11 protein-coding genes are annotated in these 16,574 nt (G+C 39.5%); 8 read left to right on the plus strand and 3 right to left on the minus strand.

Annotated features, from left to right (window positions below; all coding sequences use genetic code 11):
* Window positions 1-136 precede the first annotated feature (136 nt).
* Genes L5M51_RS07250 through L5M51_RS07260 form a run of 3 tightly spaced genes read left to right on the plus strand, consistent with a single transcriptional unit; the run spans window position 137 to window position 6,341 of the window.
* A complete protein-coding gene (locus L5M51_RS07250; RefSeq protein ID WP_263172132.1) occupies window positions 137-718 on the plus strand; it encodes a hypothetical protein in 582 nt (193 codons plus the stop codon).
* A complete protein-coding gene (locus tag L5M51_RS07255) occupies window positions 715-3,252 on the plus strand; it encodes a hypothetical protein (RefSeq protein WP_263172133.1) in 2,538 nt (845 codons plus the stop codon). Before L5M51_RS07250 ends, L5M51_RS07255 begins: the two co-directional genes overlap by 4 nt.
* The gene (locus L5M51_RS07260) at window positions 3,222-6,341 is read left to right on the plus strand and encodes a tyrosine-type recombinase/integrase (RefSeq protein ID WP_263172134.1); all 3,120 of its coding nucleotides are present in this window, start codon (window positions 3,222-3,224) and stop codon (window positions 6,339-6,341) included. Before L5M51_RS07255 ends, L5M51_RS07260 begins: the two co-directional genes overlap by 31 nt.
* 96 nt (window positions 6,342-6,437) lie before the next feature.
* Here L5M51_RS07260 and L5M51_RS07265 read toward each other — a convergent pair whose 3' ends face one another.
* The 3 genes from L5M51_RS07265 to L5M51_RS07275 all read right to left on the minus strand — a co-directional run bounded on the left by L5M51_RS07265 (window position 6,438) and on the right by L5M51_RS07275 (window position 8,740).
* Window positions 6,438-7,139, minus strand: a complete 702-nt coding sequence (locus tag L5M51_RS07265) for an HDIG domain-containing metalloprotein (protein WP_159436990.1) — start codon at window positions 7,137-7,139, stop codon at window positions 6,438-6,440.
* A gap of 148 nt (window positions 7,140-7,287) precedes the next feature.
* Window positions 7,288-8,511 carry a site-specific integrase gene (locus L5M51_RS07270; protein WP_259528189.1) on the minus strand — a complete coding sequence of 408 codons (1,224 nt, stop codon included), beginning with the start codon at window positions 8,509-8,511 and terminating at the stop codon, window positions 7,288-7,290.
* Complete coding sequence (locus L5M51_RS07275; protein ID WP_076501618.1) at window positions 8,504-8,740, minus strand: hypothetical protein; 237 nt, start codon at window positions 8,738-8,740, stop codon at window positions 8,504-8,506. Before L5M51_RS07275 ends, L5M51_RS07270 begins: the two co-directional genes overlap by 8 nt.
* 120 nt (window positions 8,741-8,860) lie before the next feature.
* Between L5M51_RS07275 and L5M51_RS07280 the strand changes: the two genes are divergently transcribed.
* From L5M51_RS07280 to L5M51_RS22830, 5 genes are all read left to right on the plus strand, one after another.
* Window positions 8,861-9,085 (plus strand): helix-turn-helix domain-containing protein, encoded by a 225-nt coding sequence (locus L5M51_RS07280; protein WP_226058616.1) that lies wholly within the window; start codon window positions 8,861-8,863, stop codon window positions 9,083-9,085.
* A gap of 65 nt (window positions 9,086-9,150) precedes the next feature.
* On the plus strand, window positions 9,151-10,662 hold the full coding sequence (locus tag L5M51_RS07285) for a sigma-54 dependent transcriptional regulator (RefSeq protein ID WP_317629928.1): 1,512 nt from the start codon (window positions 9,151-9,153) through the stop codon (window positions 10,660-10,662).
* A gap of 62 nt (window positions 10,663-10,724) precedes the next feature.
* Window positions 10,725-14,177, plus strand: coding sequence for a DEAD/DEAH box helicase family protein (locus L5M51_RS07290; protein ID WP_226058614.1), 3,453 nt, complete (start codon window positions 10,725-10,727; stop codon window positions 14,175-14,177).
* 16 nt (window positions 14,178-14,193) lie between these two features.
* Window positions 14,194-16,350 carry an STY4851/ECs_5259 family protein gene (locus L5M51_RS07295; protein WP_263172137.1) on the plus strand — a complete coding sequence of 719 codons (2,157 nt, stop codon included), beginning with the start codon at window positions 14,194-14,196 and terminating at the stop codon, window positions 16,348-16,350.
* A gap of 68 nt (window positions 16,351-16,418) precedes the next feature.
* On the plus strand, window positions 16,419-16,574 hold a 156-nt coding region (locus L5M51_RS22830), incomplete at its 3' end, for a transposase DNA-binding-containing protein (protein WP_411569244.1).

Genomic DNA, 16,574 nt, shown 5'->3' on the forward strand with positions numbered 1-16,574 from the left:
AAATTTAAATTAAAACTCACTTTGCTAGGTGTTTTGGCGTATTTTCAAGCATTTATTTACTTGATTTCGGCACACTTTAGGCACAATCTGTAAATGTCATTTTTGACCACTATTCCATCAAAGGGTAGGTTTGCAGATGAATCATCAAGTTGAAACCATACGGCGCGAATTGGAAAAGCTTCTTGAAGGTGTTCAATTAGAGAGAGTCGACTTGAAGTTGACCACTCTTGATAAAGATGTGGAGGAATTTGCTAAGAGCTTTAATTTAATTAGCTCATTGAAACCATGCTCAGATGATTCATTCGAATCGCCAGCGACAATTTTACTCGATGCCTACCAGTCCCCCTTTTTGGTTTATAAAACCGAAGCAGGACATTATCGGGTGTTATCAGGTTTATTAACTTTTCAGAAGTTATGCAAGGCCAAATATGCTAAAAATGTGGATTCAAGCGTCCCTTGTTTAATCCTGTCTCGAAGACCCAAGGCGCAACTGAGACGATTAATTTTAATGAACGATGTAGTGAGGCCGCTGTTAAAAGAATTTGTGGATATTAGCGCCGATACCATTAACTATACATTGCCCCATTTGTTTACGAGTGTAGATCAGCCATCAGTCTTTTTTTCCCCCGAATGGCAGTCATTATTCCCGTCGATTAAAACAAAGACTGAACTATGTCGATGGCTACATATCAGTACTAAATCGGTGAAGTTAAAATGACAACACTTGAACAAAAAGTCCTAAAACACATAGAAGGCTATTGTAAGATAAACGCTATAGAGATCGATGCCGAGACCATTTTAGCTGATCTCCATGAGTTTTTAGAACGGGTCAATGCGCCTGATGATCTGAGCGCTTTTTTCCAATTAATTGTGTTAATTACTCGTGTGAATAATGTTTCTACTGAAGTAGCGAATTTTATTCAAAAAATGCTGTGTCTTGCGCCTTACATTTATAATGCCTTCCATGCACACCAAATGGTAGTGAACGATTTATCAATAAACAAAGAGTTTTATCGAAACACGTATCGTAAGGGATGGTGTCATGAACGCCCATTTTATGTGCTTTTGATCTGTTCTTGGAAATATAAGGTTGATTACCATTCCTGTGCGTTACTTGCCGCATTCATCAAGCAGTATTTTGATACCCTTGACTCGCTGACGGATCCTGAATTTGCCACTAAAACGACATCAAGAGAAGAGGAAGCATGCAGTAATTTTCGATTAATGATGGAATTAGGAGATAAGACGTTCGACGCTAGTCGAGTACACATTTTGAATTCTCATCTTGATAGCCCAGAATCAATAGCAGCTAATCTCGATAGCATTTTTGCTGGAAAATATAGCAAACTTAATATTTATCCGACGTCCCATGTTAGAGTTCTGCGCCATTTTTTTCGCAATAGTTGGTGTCCCGCCATTAGCCGTACTCGTGGACATGGCGATAAAGATAGAGGACCCAAGAGATATGGAGATCCGGTTACCGACCCCATAGTGGGGACTGATGATGGTTTATCTGCGATATTGCCACAAGATAATATGATTCCAGATAGCGAAGGTCTGGACGAAGATGATTTCTACCCGTCGCAATCATTTGTGATGGCTAATGCTGATATGTCGGAAAAGCGAGACAGAACGGCGTTGCTTGACGTTGCAATTAATTTTAATCCAATGGTTAAGCACCGGACTGAAATTGATGTTACTAGCCGAGTAAGACGATCTCATAACATCGGCATGCAAAATACTCAGTTATTGATGCCTGCCGAACTCTACCTGCTCGCTAAAAAATTATTGGTTTATGGCCGTCGCGGATCAACTCGAGAAACCGCAATAATTCTATGGACTATGCTGATTCTCAGTAAATCGGTTTCAGAGGTCAAAAATCTGTGTGTGTTTCGTGATTTGTCATCTAAAAAACAAGGTCTTTATATCGATCCTAGCGGAAATGGATGGTGGTGTTTTCCTCTATCGCACTCAACAGGACCTCGTCTGAACCAAATAGGGCTAAGAAAAACGGTTGAAGATGTCTTTACTGCGTGTCCAAACTTTTTGGTTAAATTAATCACCATTCACATGGGAGCACGTTTAGTCGGCAATCTTATTGAGGACGTTGACGTTGAAAAAATTGAGTCTAAATTGGCCCAAAAGCTGGCGAAAATTTCTGACAACTCCGGTGGTGGGCGTTTAAGTCTTAAAAGATTAACCAACTTTGTATGCAATTACATCAACTCTACAAATGTGATAGATCCCATTTATATCGATTTTAGTTATGCAGTTAATATGTATACAACTCGAGTCGCCCGCAGTTATTCAAGTGTTCGAGATCAAAAACGCTGTGAGCAGTTATTGCATTTTTGGAACGATGTTGAAAAGGGGATCTCCGTTTACAGTGGTAACCCACTTACAGTCAGCTTATTTGAGTTGAGATACTGGCAGCAAGACGAGCAATATTTGGGCTCGACATTTACTCCTACACAAGCCACTATTCAGCAATTGATAATCCATTTGTCTTTGCAAACAAAGGCGTTATTCCCAACACCTCAACACAGGTTAGAGGATATTTTAGCCTATCATAATGCATTTGTAGCTTACACTGCATGGATGTTGCTGTTTGGTACCGGCTATCGTGCGGCTTGGAATCCATTACCTACCTTGGCTTTGTTTCTACCTTCTTTTAATTTGATGGGAATAAGCGACAAAGACGATAGCGACTTTACTCATTCACGTATTGTCGCAATCCCATCAGTGTTAACGGCTCAATTAGTCGAATATCGAAGGCACCTTGGCTGTTTGCGCGGATTGTTGCGGCTATTAATGCCACAATTATGCAGCGAACTAGACAATATAATCGATGTTGATCGGCAAGTATTAAGCTATGACAATTTACAAGCCTCAGCTTGGTATACAAAGATAAGAAACTCCCGAAGTCAACATGGTCCATTTTTTTTCTTTCAAAAGCAAAAGTCAGGAATTGTTACCCGCAGCTTGTCTCCTTCACAATTAATTAGCGTACTAAAGGAAAAAAACTCTATACCAGCCAATGCAGGTCGTCACTGGTTAAAAAGTAGTTTATTAGATCAAGGAGTCGATCCTGAGTTAATCAACTTTCAAATGGGTCATTGGCAAGCTGGTGAAGTACCAATAGGAAATTACTCAGCGTTAAGCCATATCGAAGCCATTAATGAATTAGTGCCTATCTTAGATAAGTTATTCAGGGAGGTAGGATGGAAACCACTAAAGTCAGTGCTTTCATAATCCAGCTATCAAAAGAGGGGAAGCTACATCCATTATACATAGAATGCCGCACCGCATTTTTAAACAGCATATCGCCATCTATTGCTGTAAAAAATAAAAAGTCAGAAAAAATTGAAAACGAATTTTTTGCATCCTATCACAATCTGCTCGGGCATCTAAAAAAGGAGATTAAACTTTCTGATAACGCTTTTTTACCAGAAGAGTTAGAAAACGTGCTTGCCGCATTGAAGCCTGAAGTGCTAAGCAAACAAGCACAACTTCTCATACTGCAATCTATACTCAACTATGCCAAAAAGTTCTTAGACATAGACTCGCCAAACATTCCGTCAATCATCACGTTAAAACGTGATAAACCGATGTTGACCCCGGTAGATTTGACAAAATTACCCATAGTCGAGCTCATTAACACTCAATTAAGCAGGGAGTTGATAGCGCCTCATAGAGATTTAGATGACAAGGCTAAGTTGGGGAGACTATTACTCGTCTTATATTACACAGTGAACATAGAGAAAACTGAACATTTACAGCTTATGGTTGAATACCCACAGGACATATTCTACGTGGGAGGAATTTGTTATTGGCAATGCCAAAATATCAAAATAAATTCGCCACGGTATGTGCTAAGTGATATGGCTGTCATGGCTTTACAGCAATGGCATAATGTGCACCATAGCGCGTCTTTCGCAATAAAGCCCAGTCAGTTCAAAGCTGCTTTAGTGCATTATCTTAATTACGGATCGTATTTCGATTGGTCAGATATATCACTATTGAAGCTAAGGGTGCTGCGACGAATTGATAACGTCCTCCGTTATGGCCCGGTTCAATATCGTATGTACATGTTACCTGGCGTTTGCCAGCCATTGCCCACACATGCGTTTGTACGTATCCTGACAGGAAAAGTTTATGCAAACGCCGAACCGTACCTTTCAGAAGCCATTTCTGATAAAACCAAGGCTTTTCGTGATTGGTCCGTTGTCACGAACGAGAAAACTTCTTTTGTGTCGATGGAAAAGACCCTCGAACAATTAGATAAGGTATATACCGAGCTCTGTAAACTTGTAGATAGCAACAAACTTCGAGCCGATTGTCTTGGGGCTATAGCAATCATTCTGGATCAACAATCATCTAAGAGTAATCCATACTTTTGGATTTTATGTGCATGGCTGTATTCGTTACTAAAGACAGGTGGTACGCACAAGCGGCGGCTAAAAGTCTCGACAACTATTGATTATGTCAAAAGTTTAAGCCGGCCATTTCTAATCATTTTTTGCACAAGCGATATTTACTTATTGTCTGGTGAGGATTGGGCTGAGAAATTAAATGATGCTGCTGACCATTTTTCTTCGGCACAGCGAAAAAAATATATCTACTATTTTGCGCAGTTTCTGAGTGATTCAGGCTTTGTTCGAGATTTATGTTTATCTGATATTGAGGTGTTTGGGAGCTCCAGTGAGGTAGATAGCAACCTGATTTCCCATGAGCATGTGCAAGTCATGTTGTCCTATTTAGATCATCAATCGGCACATTGTCCGGCGCACCACGATGCCTATTTTCTTTTGTGTTTCTGTTTTTACAGTGGATTACGTCGAAATGAAGCCGCCAAGTTAACCTGGGGGGATTTTACATTCTCTCTGACTGAACCAACCCATAACAACTTTGATTATGTTCAGCTTTCAGTGAGACCTAATAAACATAGGACATTAAAAACGACCTCCGCCAGAAGAGAGTTACCTTTAGACGCTTTGTGGCCGAAAACGGCATTGAGTAAGTTGCGATACACTTATCGAATCGTCAATGGAGCAGGGGCTAAGAATAGCACTTTACTATTTGATAATCAGAGAAGAGTGAATCAGGCTTATGACTTAATAACAGACTTAATGCGTCATTACACCCAAGATCAAAGTTTACGTGTACATCATTTACGACACAGTTTTGCTAATTGGACCTGGTGTCGTTTGAATGCCAGCATCATAGAGACGGGCAGGCGACATTTGACCTTGTTCAATGATGAGTTTTTTGATGAAAAGTATCTAAAAAGGTTGCAAACTCGTCTTTGCTATAGTGATAACACCCGCAAGAAAATGTTTATCCTGTCTCATATGATGGGCCATAAAGACGTGCAATCGACGCTAAATAGTTATCTTCATTTAAAAGACCTACTGTATTACCTGCAGCACAATTCGCGCTTTGAACTGACAAAATACTTTACATCAGAGTGCGTGGGTCGTGTGACACTGCAACCCCTTGAACCAGGATTGAGTCTAGCTGAACGCATAACGTACTACACTCAGGACGTAATGCACAAACTTGCCATTAAACCAGCTCAACAAACAGTCAGCCTAGTGATGCCAAGTTTAGCGAACTTCTCTGTCAATATAAAAACAGACTTAACTATCAGTAGTTTAACTTGGGCCAAAGCATTAAATGCGTTACATACATCATCCACCATCGAAGTTGCCGCGCACTATGTGGTTCCATTAGAGCAATTACAAAAGTTACTCAGTAATGCCGAGACTATTCATAAGAATTATCCTCGCAGAGGTAGGCACTTCCCCTTAATCCCTAAGTTTCCGCGTATAGACGTTTCAGTTGTTAACATCCAACAAAATAAACATTTAGCTAATTCAACACGTGTGTTTATCTTTTTATGTAATAAATTGGATAACAACATTAGTGAAGGTTCATTGACCTTAGAAAATATTCGCCTAGGGATAGAAATTTTGCGGTATGCGGTTCCCGGTAAAAATTACGCCTTACGCTGTCCAGACGCAAATATTTCAAGAATGTTTATACGCCTATGTCAATTGTTGGATTTAAAAGCCAGGCATTTAAATTTTCGCTATCATAATGCAAACCTAACCCCTGAAAAGTCTAATATTATCCAGGCTAGATGGAAGAAGACGCTTATCGAACATGGTTTCAGTGACACTAAATTTGTCGTTGCTAGTGAGACTGAAGGGCTTTATTTAGGCAAGCATGATGGTAATGGGTTTCTAGAGATAGCCGTAGTTAACAATTCATATAAGCGAATACAAAGACATCAAAGCATATTCAGTTTTTTACATTTGCTGCTTATTTTGAGCTATTGATGTAGATCTTTTTTGAGGTTTATGCCAACGAAACTCTGATGGAACAGTTGTCACATTAGCATTTTTTATCGTCATTTATCATTAAGATTGCTCAACTTAATTTAATCTTCGGATGACAGAATCACCGACTTTTCTAAAATCATAGTGGGCGGGTAATGACTTAAACTGATCACGTACATACCCCGATTGTGCAGAGCTGCGGTCTGCTTGCTGAAGTACGTATTCCATTGCATAGCGGACTTTATGGCCATAGGGTTTTGCAGCAAGTAAGTCGCTCAGTAGAGCAAATACCTTACTGTTGATGGTGCCCAGTTCACCCAGAGGCTTAGCTAGAATCGCGAAGTTGTAGCTCTCATGTGGGCCAGGCACATAATGTTCAATGTGCTGGTTTAACATGGCATAAATTTTACCAATATCATGAAATAACCCCGCTACCAGTCCTGTCTGACACTCGATTTCTGAATGCTGTAGATGTTTGGCATTGTGATAGGTCATCTCAGCGACCTCTATGCTATGTTCAAATAGTCCATTGGCATAGGAATGGTGATGCTGATAACTGGCTTGGGCCTTGATAAATATCTTAAGAATGTCTGTTCTCTCAAAGATAAAATTGACGAAGGGCTGTAGTTCAGGACAAGTCACTAGGCTTAATAACTTCAAAAAACGACCCAGCAACTTCTCTTTTGTCGAACCCAGTAGCTGAGTTAACTGAATATATTCATTTTCACTGTAACGAGTGAGTATGGGTTTCATCGCACAGATAACGACATTACCTCGGCTATCATGAGTAATGTTCATTTGAGCTAGCCCATAGTTGAATTGACATGTCCTGGCAATATCTGCAGATGTGATGGCATGTATTGTCTTTTGGTTTGAAATAAATTCACAGTTAGCAGTAGGTAGATGACCACTGATTTTAATGTCTTTAACCCATGCAAATATAACGTTATTCATAATGGGGATCTCCTGATGTAGCTAGCTGAATTTGTTTTACTAAGCGGTCGAAAGCACTGCCGTCCTGTCTTGTGATATTGGGTACATAACGGCTATACACCTCGAACAACATTTTGGTCGTGCTATGCCCCATTTGTTTGGCAATCCATTCTGGGCTCTCGCCAGCGGCTAACCATAAGGTTGCGCAGGTATGTCTCGTCTGATAAGGGCGACGACGTTTGAGGTTCAAAGCGGTTAACGCCGGATACCAGATCCGCTTGGTGACATTTCGATGATCGAGTGGCTTACCTTTAGAGTTACAAAAAACGTACGTCAATCTCCCTGTTAGGCTGAATTGACGCTTAAGCGCCTCAGTTACAGGTTGAGACAATTGAATACTGCGATAAGATGCCGATGTCTTGGGTGTTTCGACATTGCCATCAACCAGAGTCTCTTGAACTAATATCTCACCACGCTCTAAATTGACGTATTGCCATTTAAGACCATCGATCTCAGCAGTTCTCATCGCGGTAAAAAAACGCACCGTATAGTAGTCACGAAAATCTTCTCTAACATTAGATAAAAACAGCTGTACCTCTGCCAATGAGAAAGGCTCTATAGGCGTTTTATCAATTTTTAACGGCTTAATATTGGTAAATGGCGTTGGGAACTCAAAACGAAGAGCCGCTTCGTTTAAGATCCCTCGCAACGGAGTCATAACATGATTAATCCAGTCATTACTGAGTTTACCTTGCCTTCCTTTCCGTTTCGGTTCACTGATACTAGCCCGATATTTAATCAACTGTGGCCGGGTGATTTCGTCTAAACGAAAATGCCCGAATTCAGGCATCAAGTAACGCTCAAATATCATAGCGACATTCTTGTAGTGACTAATTTTCCACTGTATCCGGTTCTCAGCCAGCCATTCAGCGGTAAATAAACTGAATGTGGGGATATTGCTGAGTAATGTTGATCCACTGTATTTTTGTACTTCGACTAGATTGTTCTCGATAAGCACATCAGAATCGACAAAATGTGAGCATCGTGGACTTGATGGAAAATAATTCCTAAATACAAATCTATTTAATCTTATCTCGGCTTCCATTGTGTTAAGCATTCCCATTAGACGAGAACGGTTCAGCCGGTTATCGAGCAATGTGGTCTGTTCGCGACACCTAACGCCCTGATAGGTAAAATCAAATAACAATTTACCATTTCGTGCACGAATATTAGCCATGACATACACCTCCTCTAGCCATTGGAATGATGAATTTAGCAGGGGAGCTTGGTTTAAATAATTCCTTTTCAATTACTTCCCAGATGTAGAAAATTTTTCGACCACCGAATGGCTTTATGTAATGAACCCCTTCGATGAAAACATTATCTTTCAATGTATGGTTGATATAAGGCGCGCTAAACTTTATTCTTTGAGAAAGTTCTTTTGCATTGAGTAATGTTTGTGGCATAAATACCTCGAAATGTTCTTTGGGTTGATCAAATGTTCTTGATAGGAACATTTAAGCATGGCGGCGATGTTCTTACAAGGAACATTTAAATGTTTTTACGTATTTTAAGGATGGAATTGAGTGATTAGATTTAAAATCAAAGAGTTAATTGCTGAAAAAGAATTCAGAGAGCGAAGAAAAATCACACTTCAGGAAGTCGCAGATTCAGCTTGTGTTAATCGAACGGCCTTATCTAAGATGATGAACCCAAGCTACGAATACTCGACGACGACCAAAGCCATCGACTCTTTGTGTCACTATTTTTGTTGCAAAGTAGAGGATGTGATTGAGTACGTAGAAGATTAATAGCTGCGTTTCTTAGTAGTAAATAAAATTATTTGATGTAATATTATTTACAAACTAATGGATGAGTGACCACATTGAACATACTACTTACCTGGCTTGGTAATAAAGACCTTGAAAACATGCAGTCTGACAAGGGCGCCGCAATTGTAACCTTGGCAATAAAATCCAAAATTCCCTTCGATAAAATAGTTATTTTATCCAATAAAGATGAACAGCTGTGGCCACAATTTGAACGCTATTTAAAAAAACAACTGGCCATTAATCAGCGTCCTTTTCACGATATTCAAGTCTTTAAAGCCCATATAAATAGCCCGATTGATTATCAGTCAATTGCAAAAACTAGCGAACATTGGATAGCAAAACTGAGTGATGAAGCGCAAACGCTTTCAATAAACCTCACATCCGGCACGCCAACCATGACCACTTTGTCAGTGCTTATAGGTAAAGGAAAGCCCAATACCCACTTTTTACAAACCACCCCAGATAATCAATTAATTGAGGTGGATATCCCCCTCGATTTTATTCATACCTATGTCAAATCTGCCGCTAAGAACATTGCCTCGAGTGCAAGTGCTTTATCCATGCACAGCACAGCGTTTACAGCTTTAACTGCCCAATCACCCGCCATGAAAGCCCTTATTGTTAAAGCTCAAAAAATTGCCGCCGCTGAAGTCCCTGCATTGATTTTAGGTGAAACGGGTACCGGAAAAGAATTAATGGCTCATGCCATCCATAAAGGAAGTTTAAGGGCCAATAAACCCATCAGAATCGTCAATTGTGGCGCTTTTGCGCAAAACTTGGCAGATTCTACATTATTTGGCCATAAAAAAGGGGCCTTTACGGGGGCGGACAAAGACTATGCTGGTCTATTTGAGCAAGCCGATGGCGGCACGCTTTTTCTCGATGAAGTAGGGGAGCTGCCTCTTGATATTCAAGTTAAATTGCTACGAGCCTTACAGCAAGGTGAGATTAATCGCCTTGGAGACAATAAACCCATTTATTTGGATGTGAGAATCATTGCGGCCACACATCAAGATCTACAACAACAGATCGCCGCTGGCCAGTTTAGAGAAGATCTGTTTTATCGACTCGCGGTCGGCATTATCAAAATGCCAGCACTAAGAGAGAGAAAGCAAGATATCCCAAAATTAGTCAATCAGCTCATTAGCCAAATTAATCACGTTGGGTCCAAACATCCTCAGTATCAAAGTAAGAATATTTGCGAAAAAGCAATAGAGTTTATTTCCAATCAAGCTTGGCCAGGTAATATTCGTGAGTTATGGAGCACATTAAATCGGGCCTGCTTATGGTCCGACTCAAGCATTATCACAGCTAACGATCTTGCAGATGCCTTGCTTACATCACATAAACCACAACAAGCCACTGATATATCTATGTCTCTTCACGATAAAGTTGATATAGTTCAACTCACTGATGATATTCAAAAAAACTATGTCAAAGCCGCGTTAAAGGCCAGTGGCAATGTAAAAAAGCAAGCCACGCAAATGTTGGGCTTAAAAGATCATCAAACGCTAACCAATTGGATGAAGCGTTTGCAGATTGACATAGAAAAATAACCATCGCGGCAGATTGGCATTGTTATTGCGAATGCAGTAGGGACATAAGGAAGCAACACGGAATGAAGCAATCAATGAATTTTGAGCATATTCAAACAAAATGGCCACAGCTCCATCAATTAGCAGCATTTGCTGAAGAGTATGCGATATCAGATCCACAAAGTGCATTGGTTAAACTTCGCTGTTTTGCTGAACAGGTTGTCGGCTATTTTTATAAAGAACTTCAATTACCTGCTTTTCCCAATTCAAATATCTATGACAAGCTCACATCGGATGATTTCACTAGCGTAGTCCCCAATTTAATTACCGATAAACTTCACGCAATACGCAAAAGCGGTAATCAAGCGGCACACGAAGGTCGAGTCGATCAACAACAAGCTATTTGGATTTTAAAAGAAAGCTATTATGTTGCCTGTTATCTATTTATGGCTTACGGAAATGGGAAACAAGCTGATTGCCCAGAATTTACTGCGCCAGAACAAAAGCAGCCCTTAAATCAAGGTGATGCTGAATTTACTAAAAAAAATAAACAACTAGCACTACAGCTGAGCCAAAATGAAGCTCGGCTCAAAAAAGCGTTAGAAGAATTAGAGGCGTCTCAACAAGCACAAAAACAAGCCCAACAAGAAGCCGAAAGACTCAAGCAAACGATAAATGAAGCAAAAGTCGGTGAAATTAAGGCGCTTAACAAACTTATCACTGCAAGTTTTAACTTTAGCGAAGCAGAAACTCGTGCGCGGATCATTGACATGGATCTACGGGCTGCTGGTTGGCAGGTGTCTCTTGATGAAACGAGCACAGATGAAGTAGGTAAAGAAGTACAGGTAACTGATCAGCCTACCAGTACAGGCATAGGTTATGTAGATTATGTGCTTTGGGACGATGACGGAAAACCACTCGCAGTAATAGAAGCGAAGCGGACTCGTGAATCTGTCGAAAAAGGCAGGCAACAAGCTAAGCTTTATGCCGATGCACTCCACAAACAGTACAATCAACGACCGGTTATATTTTACTCTAACGGTTACGACATCCGTATATTAGACGATGTCCAAGGCTATAACAGTCGTAAACTTTACGGCTATTACTCTAAAGACTCGCTGCAATATCTAATTAAACAGAGAGGCCTTAAAAAAGATTTAAATCAAACACCAATCGATACCAATGTCGCAGGCCGTTTGTATCAAATGGAAACAATCACTCGTGTATGTGAACGTTTCGCCGATAAACATCGCAAATCTCTTATCGTACAAGCAACCGGCACAGGAAAAACGCGTGTATCTATTGCGCTGGCTAAACGGCTACTCGATGCAGGCTGGGCCAAACGCGTACTGTTTTTATGTGACCGTAAAGAGCTACGTAAACAGGCGGGCAATGCCTTTAATGAGTTTACCAATGAGCCACTATACATCGTAGGTAAAACCAAAAAAGAGTTAGCTACAAATTCAAGGGTATTCATTGCTACTTACCCTGGCATGATGAGTATTTATCAAAAATATGATGTTGGTTATTTTGATTTAATTGTCGCTGATGAATCACACCGTTCTATCTATAATATTTATGGTGATATTTTTAAATATTTTGATGCACTAGAGGTCGGCTTAACCGCCACACCTGTTGAAATGGTATCGCGCTCAACGTGCCAGTTATTTGGTTGTGATTTCAAATTGCCTACGGCTAATTACCCATTAGAAAAGGCGATTGAAGAAGGTAACTTAGTACCTTATAAAATTGTTAGTTTAACCACTAAATTTTTACGCGAAGGTATCAAAAAAGATAACCTCACAGATGAACAAATCGCACAATTAGAAGATCAAGGCTTTGACCCTAACGAGTTAAACTTTGACGCTAAACAAGTCGATGAAGCGGTAAAAAATAAAGACACCAATCGCGTTATTTTACGTAATTTAATGGAAAAAGGCCTGCGTGATAGTGACGGTCAACTACCTGGTAAAACCATAGTATTTGCCCGCAACATTGCTCATGCTGAACTCCTGTCGCAGCTGTTTGGCGAAATGTATCCTCAATTAGGCAGTAACTTTTGTCGCGTTATCCATTCAAAATATGAACGGGCAGAAGAGTTAATTGATGACTTTAAATCAAATGAAGTAAACAGTGCTCGCATTGCTATCTCAGTAGATATGCTCGACACCGGAATTGACGTTCCAGAATGCGTAAATCTTGTATTTGCCAAACCCATTAAGTCAAAAGTCAAATTTTGGCAGATGATTGGTCGTGGCACACGCCTATGCAAAGATCTCTACGGAAAAGGCAAAGATAAAACCCACTTCTTAATTTTTGACCACTGGGAAAACTTCAACTACTTCGATATGGACCCAAGCGAAGAAGATGTAAAACAGGCTAAATCTCTTACGCAAAAACTGTTTGAAAGCCGTCTGTTACTGGCTGAAACCGCGCTTAAAAAGGCAGACATAACGACCTTTGATGCCGTGATAAAGCTTATCCATCAAGATATTAAAGCACTTGATATGAACACTATCGCGGTGCGCGATAACTGGCAAGTGGTTGAATCCTGTAAAGATGATAAAACGCTTAACCAATTTGCGCCACAAACAAAAGCCAATTTGTTTGAGTATATTGCACCACTAATGCAATGGCGTAACATAATGGGGCAATCTGAAGCCTATAAATTGGATAATGAAATTGCCACCATTCAAATGCTAATGTTTACCGATCCCAATCAAATAGATCTTGTTAAACAAAGTTTAATGGGCAAGGTAGAGTCATTACAAATGCACCTAAATGAAGTGCGTGCAAAAGCGAAAGATATTGCCAACATTCAAACCCGTACATACTGGGACTTGCTAACCTTTGATGCATTAGAACAAAGTCGTTTAGCACTGCGCAGTATCATTCATTTACGCGACAAAACTGCTCAAGTTCCAACAGTTGATTATGTTATTGACGTAAAAGAAGAGGTTAGTGAAATACGCGAAACAACACGACCAACAAAAATTGTCTCTATCGACTATCAAATATTTCGTCAAGAGGTAGAAAAAACACTTTCGCCATTGTTTGCAACGGACCTAGTTCTGCAGAAAATTCGCAATGGCGATCCGGTAACAGAGGATGATTTAGCAAAACTAAACTCCCTTGTGCATACCCAAAATCCGAACGTTGATTTAAATACCCTAAAAGATTTTTTCCCTGAATCAACCGCCACGTTAGACAAAATATTGCGCACTATTGTCGGAATGGATAAAGACAATATTGAAACAAAATTTACTGAATTTGTTCAACAAAGCCATACCCACATGAATGCCAAACAACAGCGTTTTATTAGCATGTTGCAAAATCATTTAATTCGTTATGGGTCGATACAAATATCCCAACTTTATGATGCACCATTTACTCAAGTCCATGACATGGGATTAGATGGGGTATTTAGCGAGCAGCAAGCAGATGTTATTCAAGATTTCATTACTCAATTTGATGTTCAATTAGGCAATAAAATCTATTTAATTGAAAAAAATCAAGAATTTAAACAAATGATATGACAGGGAGTCATTCAAAATGAATCAATTAATAACCCCATCACAATGGCTTGGTCAATTTCTAAAAGACAGAGGATTACGGCAACCTACAGGTAAGCCATTATATGAATATCAAGCAACTGAAGCTGAATATACGTTACTTAAAGAACTAGTTTTTAAGCATAAAGACAGTAAACTTCATGGATACAATAATATTTCATGGGCAGCCATTTTTTGCTTGTATTGCTCCGTATGGTATCAGCGTAACTATGAAAGCAATGATGGTTGGAGTTGGCATGCTATATGGGTTGATTTGGGGGATGAATTAACTCCGTCTCAAATTGAAAAAACAGTGCTTAAAGGTATTGAATCTTATTGGCTGAGACCTATAAAAACTTACACCGAACGCCGTAATTTTTTAGGTACTCTGTTTTCAGAAGGAGGACTTCCATTTAAATTGTTAAGTAACAATGACAATAAATTTGGGCAAGTCCTTAAGCGGATTTTGAAAAATGTCGCGGTAGCAAAATTACTTGGAGAACCAATTGAAAAGCTTGTAGCCATCAATGTTCAATCGTTACCTCAAGCATTTAATGAACAAGAATCTATTCAATTAATCACTTTAATGACAGAAAAACTGGTCAATCTTGTGGATATTTTTGCATTAGAAAACAAATCAAACCCCGCAGACTACCTAGATAATGTTTCACCCAAATGGCGCGAAGATTTCCCAATTCCTCTAGATAACAGTATTGGAACAAACATCGTTAACTCTTGGTTATTACAAGCAAGTCATGAAGGTTTTAAACGCACCAAATTTAATAAAAAGTTATTAACAGAACATTACCTAAATATAAATGAGCTAACCATCACTACAAAATTGCTTTTACCTGATGAACTCATAATGAAAACACAACCACATCAACTTAAATCAAACCGATTAGAGTTGTTTTTGGCGGAATCAACCCAGGATTTACAAAATTTAGGTGTTTCATATATAAATGGAACAGGTGAGTCCGCATTAATCAAAGTTAGAAATCGAAGTATTAGGGTGTTGAGAAAATCATCCGAGACTCAATTGTCAGTTGTAGCTAGGCAAGGTGGAAACGAAATTGCTCGATGGTTATTGGATAACACTAGTGTGTTTCTCAATGAGATGCCAGTTGGATTTATCAAGCAAGATGGCGAGTATAAATATGCTGGTCAAGCCACATTTAGTCACAAAGAAGAGTTGTATTTAATATTACCAAAATCGTCTAATTACAACATCATTAACGGTGAAGTTTCGTCATGGCCACAAAATATTCATAGTTCAAAACCCAATTTCATATTACTTCAAGGTGAAATTGTTATAACCCTTGACGATGATAAATATCGTGTTAAATCATTGAATACATCAACAGCCGAGTTAGGACTTAACCTATTCGGGGACATGATAACTTACGACACGGAACCTAGTGCGACGTATCTAGGACTGCCTAAATACCGGTTTATAGACAGTGACCTTTCTTTGGATCATGTTTTAACTGAATACATAAGTGGCCAACCTAAGTCAGAATTAATGTTGCACGAACTTTATGGTCGCCAAACATTTGCATTAAAAAACCAACATGGTGAAACCTTATTCCGAAAACGAATAGGCCTGTTACCTCCTGGAGTGAAAATTTCAACTAAAGCAGGAATACAGATCGGTCAGGGTGAAATAAATATAACAACAAAAAACAAAATGATTTACAGCATATCAACCGATAGAGTGACTTTTATCAAAAAAGATACACCCGACGGAGTTTGTTTACAGTTATCTTGTGACGGACTACCGCCATCAGAGTTGACCCTAAGTATTACACCAAACTTAATGGCTACCCCAATTCATATAAAGCTGCCTTATCCAAGACAAGGAGCATTTGTATTTGATGCTATAGGGGAGCCTCTCAAGAAGCACTTATCAATAGATGATCTGCTCGGCAGTCGTTTACATTTGTTTGCATCAGCTGAATGCTCTGCTAACTTCGAAATAGATATTGTTTTAGAAAACCAAGGTCGATCGCCACCATACTTTAAACATCAATTCCGTGTTGGTGAACAACCTACAATTATAAGTTTACATAGTTTTAAAGATGAAATTAACGAATTACTTTCTTTAGCCCCAGATCTGGATGCACAGGTCACAATCTGTCTCTTCTACACAAATAATTAGTAAAAAAACGGAACTCTCTTGACTGCCGATGATCTGATCATGCAAATTCATTTACTTCACCATTTTCCATGTCAATTTTTAACCCGAGCCAATGGGCAGCCGATCACTTTCATCATGCTGAGCTAGGTGATAAACGAAGAGCGGCAAGGTTAACCGTCGTTGCTGAACATATGGCGGTTGGCAGCGGCAAATCGGTTGCCAGATCATGTAATGGTGAAGATGCC

This window comes from Shewanella sp. SM73 (assembly GCF_025653795.1).
GTDB classification, from domain to species: Bacteria; Pseudomonadota; Gammaproteobacteria; order Enterobacterales; family Shewanellaceae; genus Shewanella; species Shewanella oncorhynchi.

Excerpts from the sequence above, each read along its gene's own strand:
- L5M51_RS07250 (WP_263172132.1), top strand. The coding sequence starts at position 137 with ATGAATCATCAAGTTGAAACCATACGGCGCGAATTGGAAAAGCTTCTT.
- L5M51_RS07255 (WP_263172133.1), top strand. The coding sequence starts at position 715 with ATGACAACACTTGAACAAAAAGTCCTAAAACACATAGAAGGCTATTGT.
- L5M51_RS07260 (WP_263172134.1), top strand. The coding sequence starts at position 3,222 with ATGGAAACCACTAAAGTCAGTGCTTTCATAATCCAGCTATCAAAAGAG.
- L5M51_RS07265 (WP_159436990.1), bottom strand. The coding sequence starts at position 7,139 with ATGAACATTACTCATGATAGCCGAGGTAATGTCGTTATCTGTGCGATG.
- L5M51_RS07270 (WP_259528189.1), bottom strand. The coding sequence starts at position 8,511 with ATGGCTAATATTCGTGCACGAAATGGTAAATTGTTATTTGATTTTACC.
- L5M51_RS07275 (WP_076501618.1), bottom strand. The coding sequence starts at position 8,740 with ATGCCACAAACATTACTCAATGCAAAAGAACTTTCTCAAAGAATAAAG.
- L5M51_RS07290 (WP_226058614.1), top strand. The coding sequence starts at position 10,725 with ATGAAGCAATCAATGAATTTTGAGCATATTCAAACAAAATGGCCACAG.
- L5M51_RS07295 (WP_263172137.1), top strand. The coding sequence starts at position 14,194 with ATGAATCAATTAATAACCCCATCACAATGGCTTGGTCAATTTCTAAAA.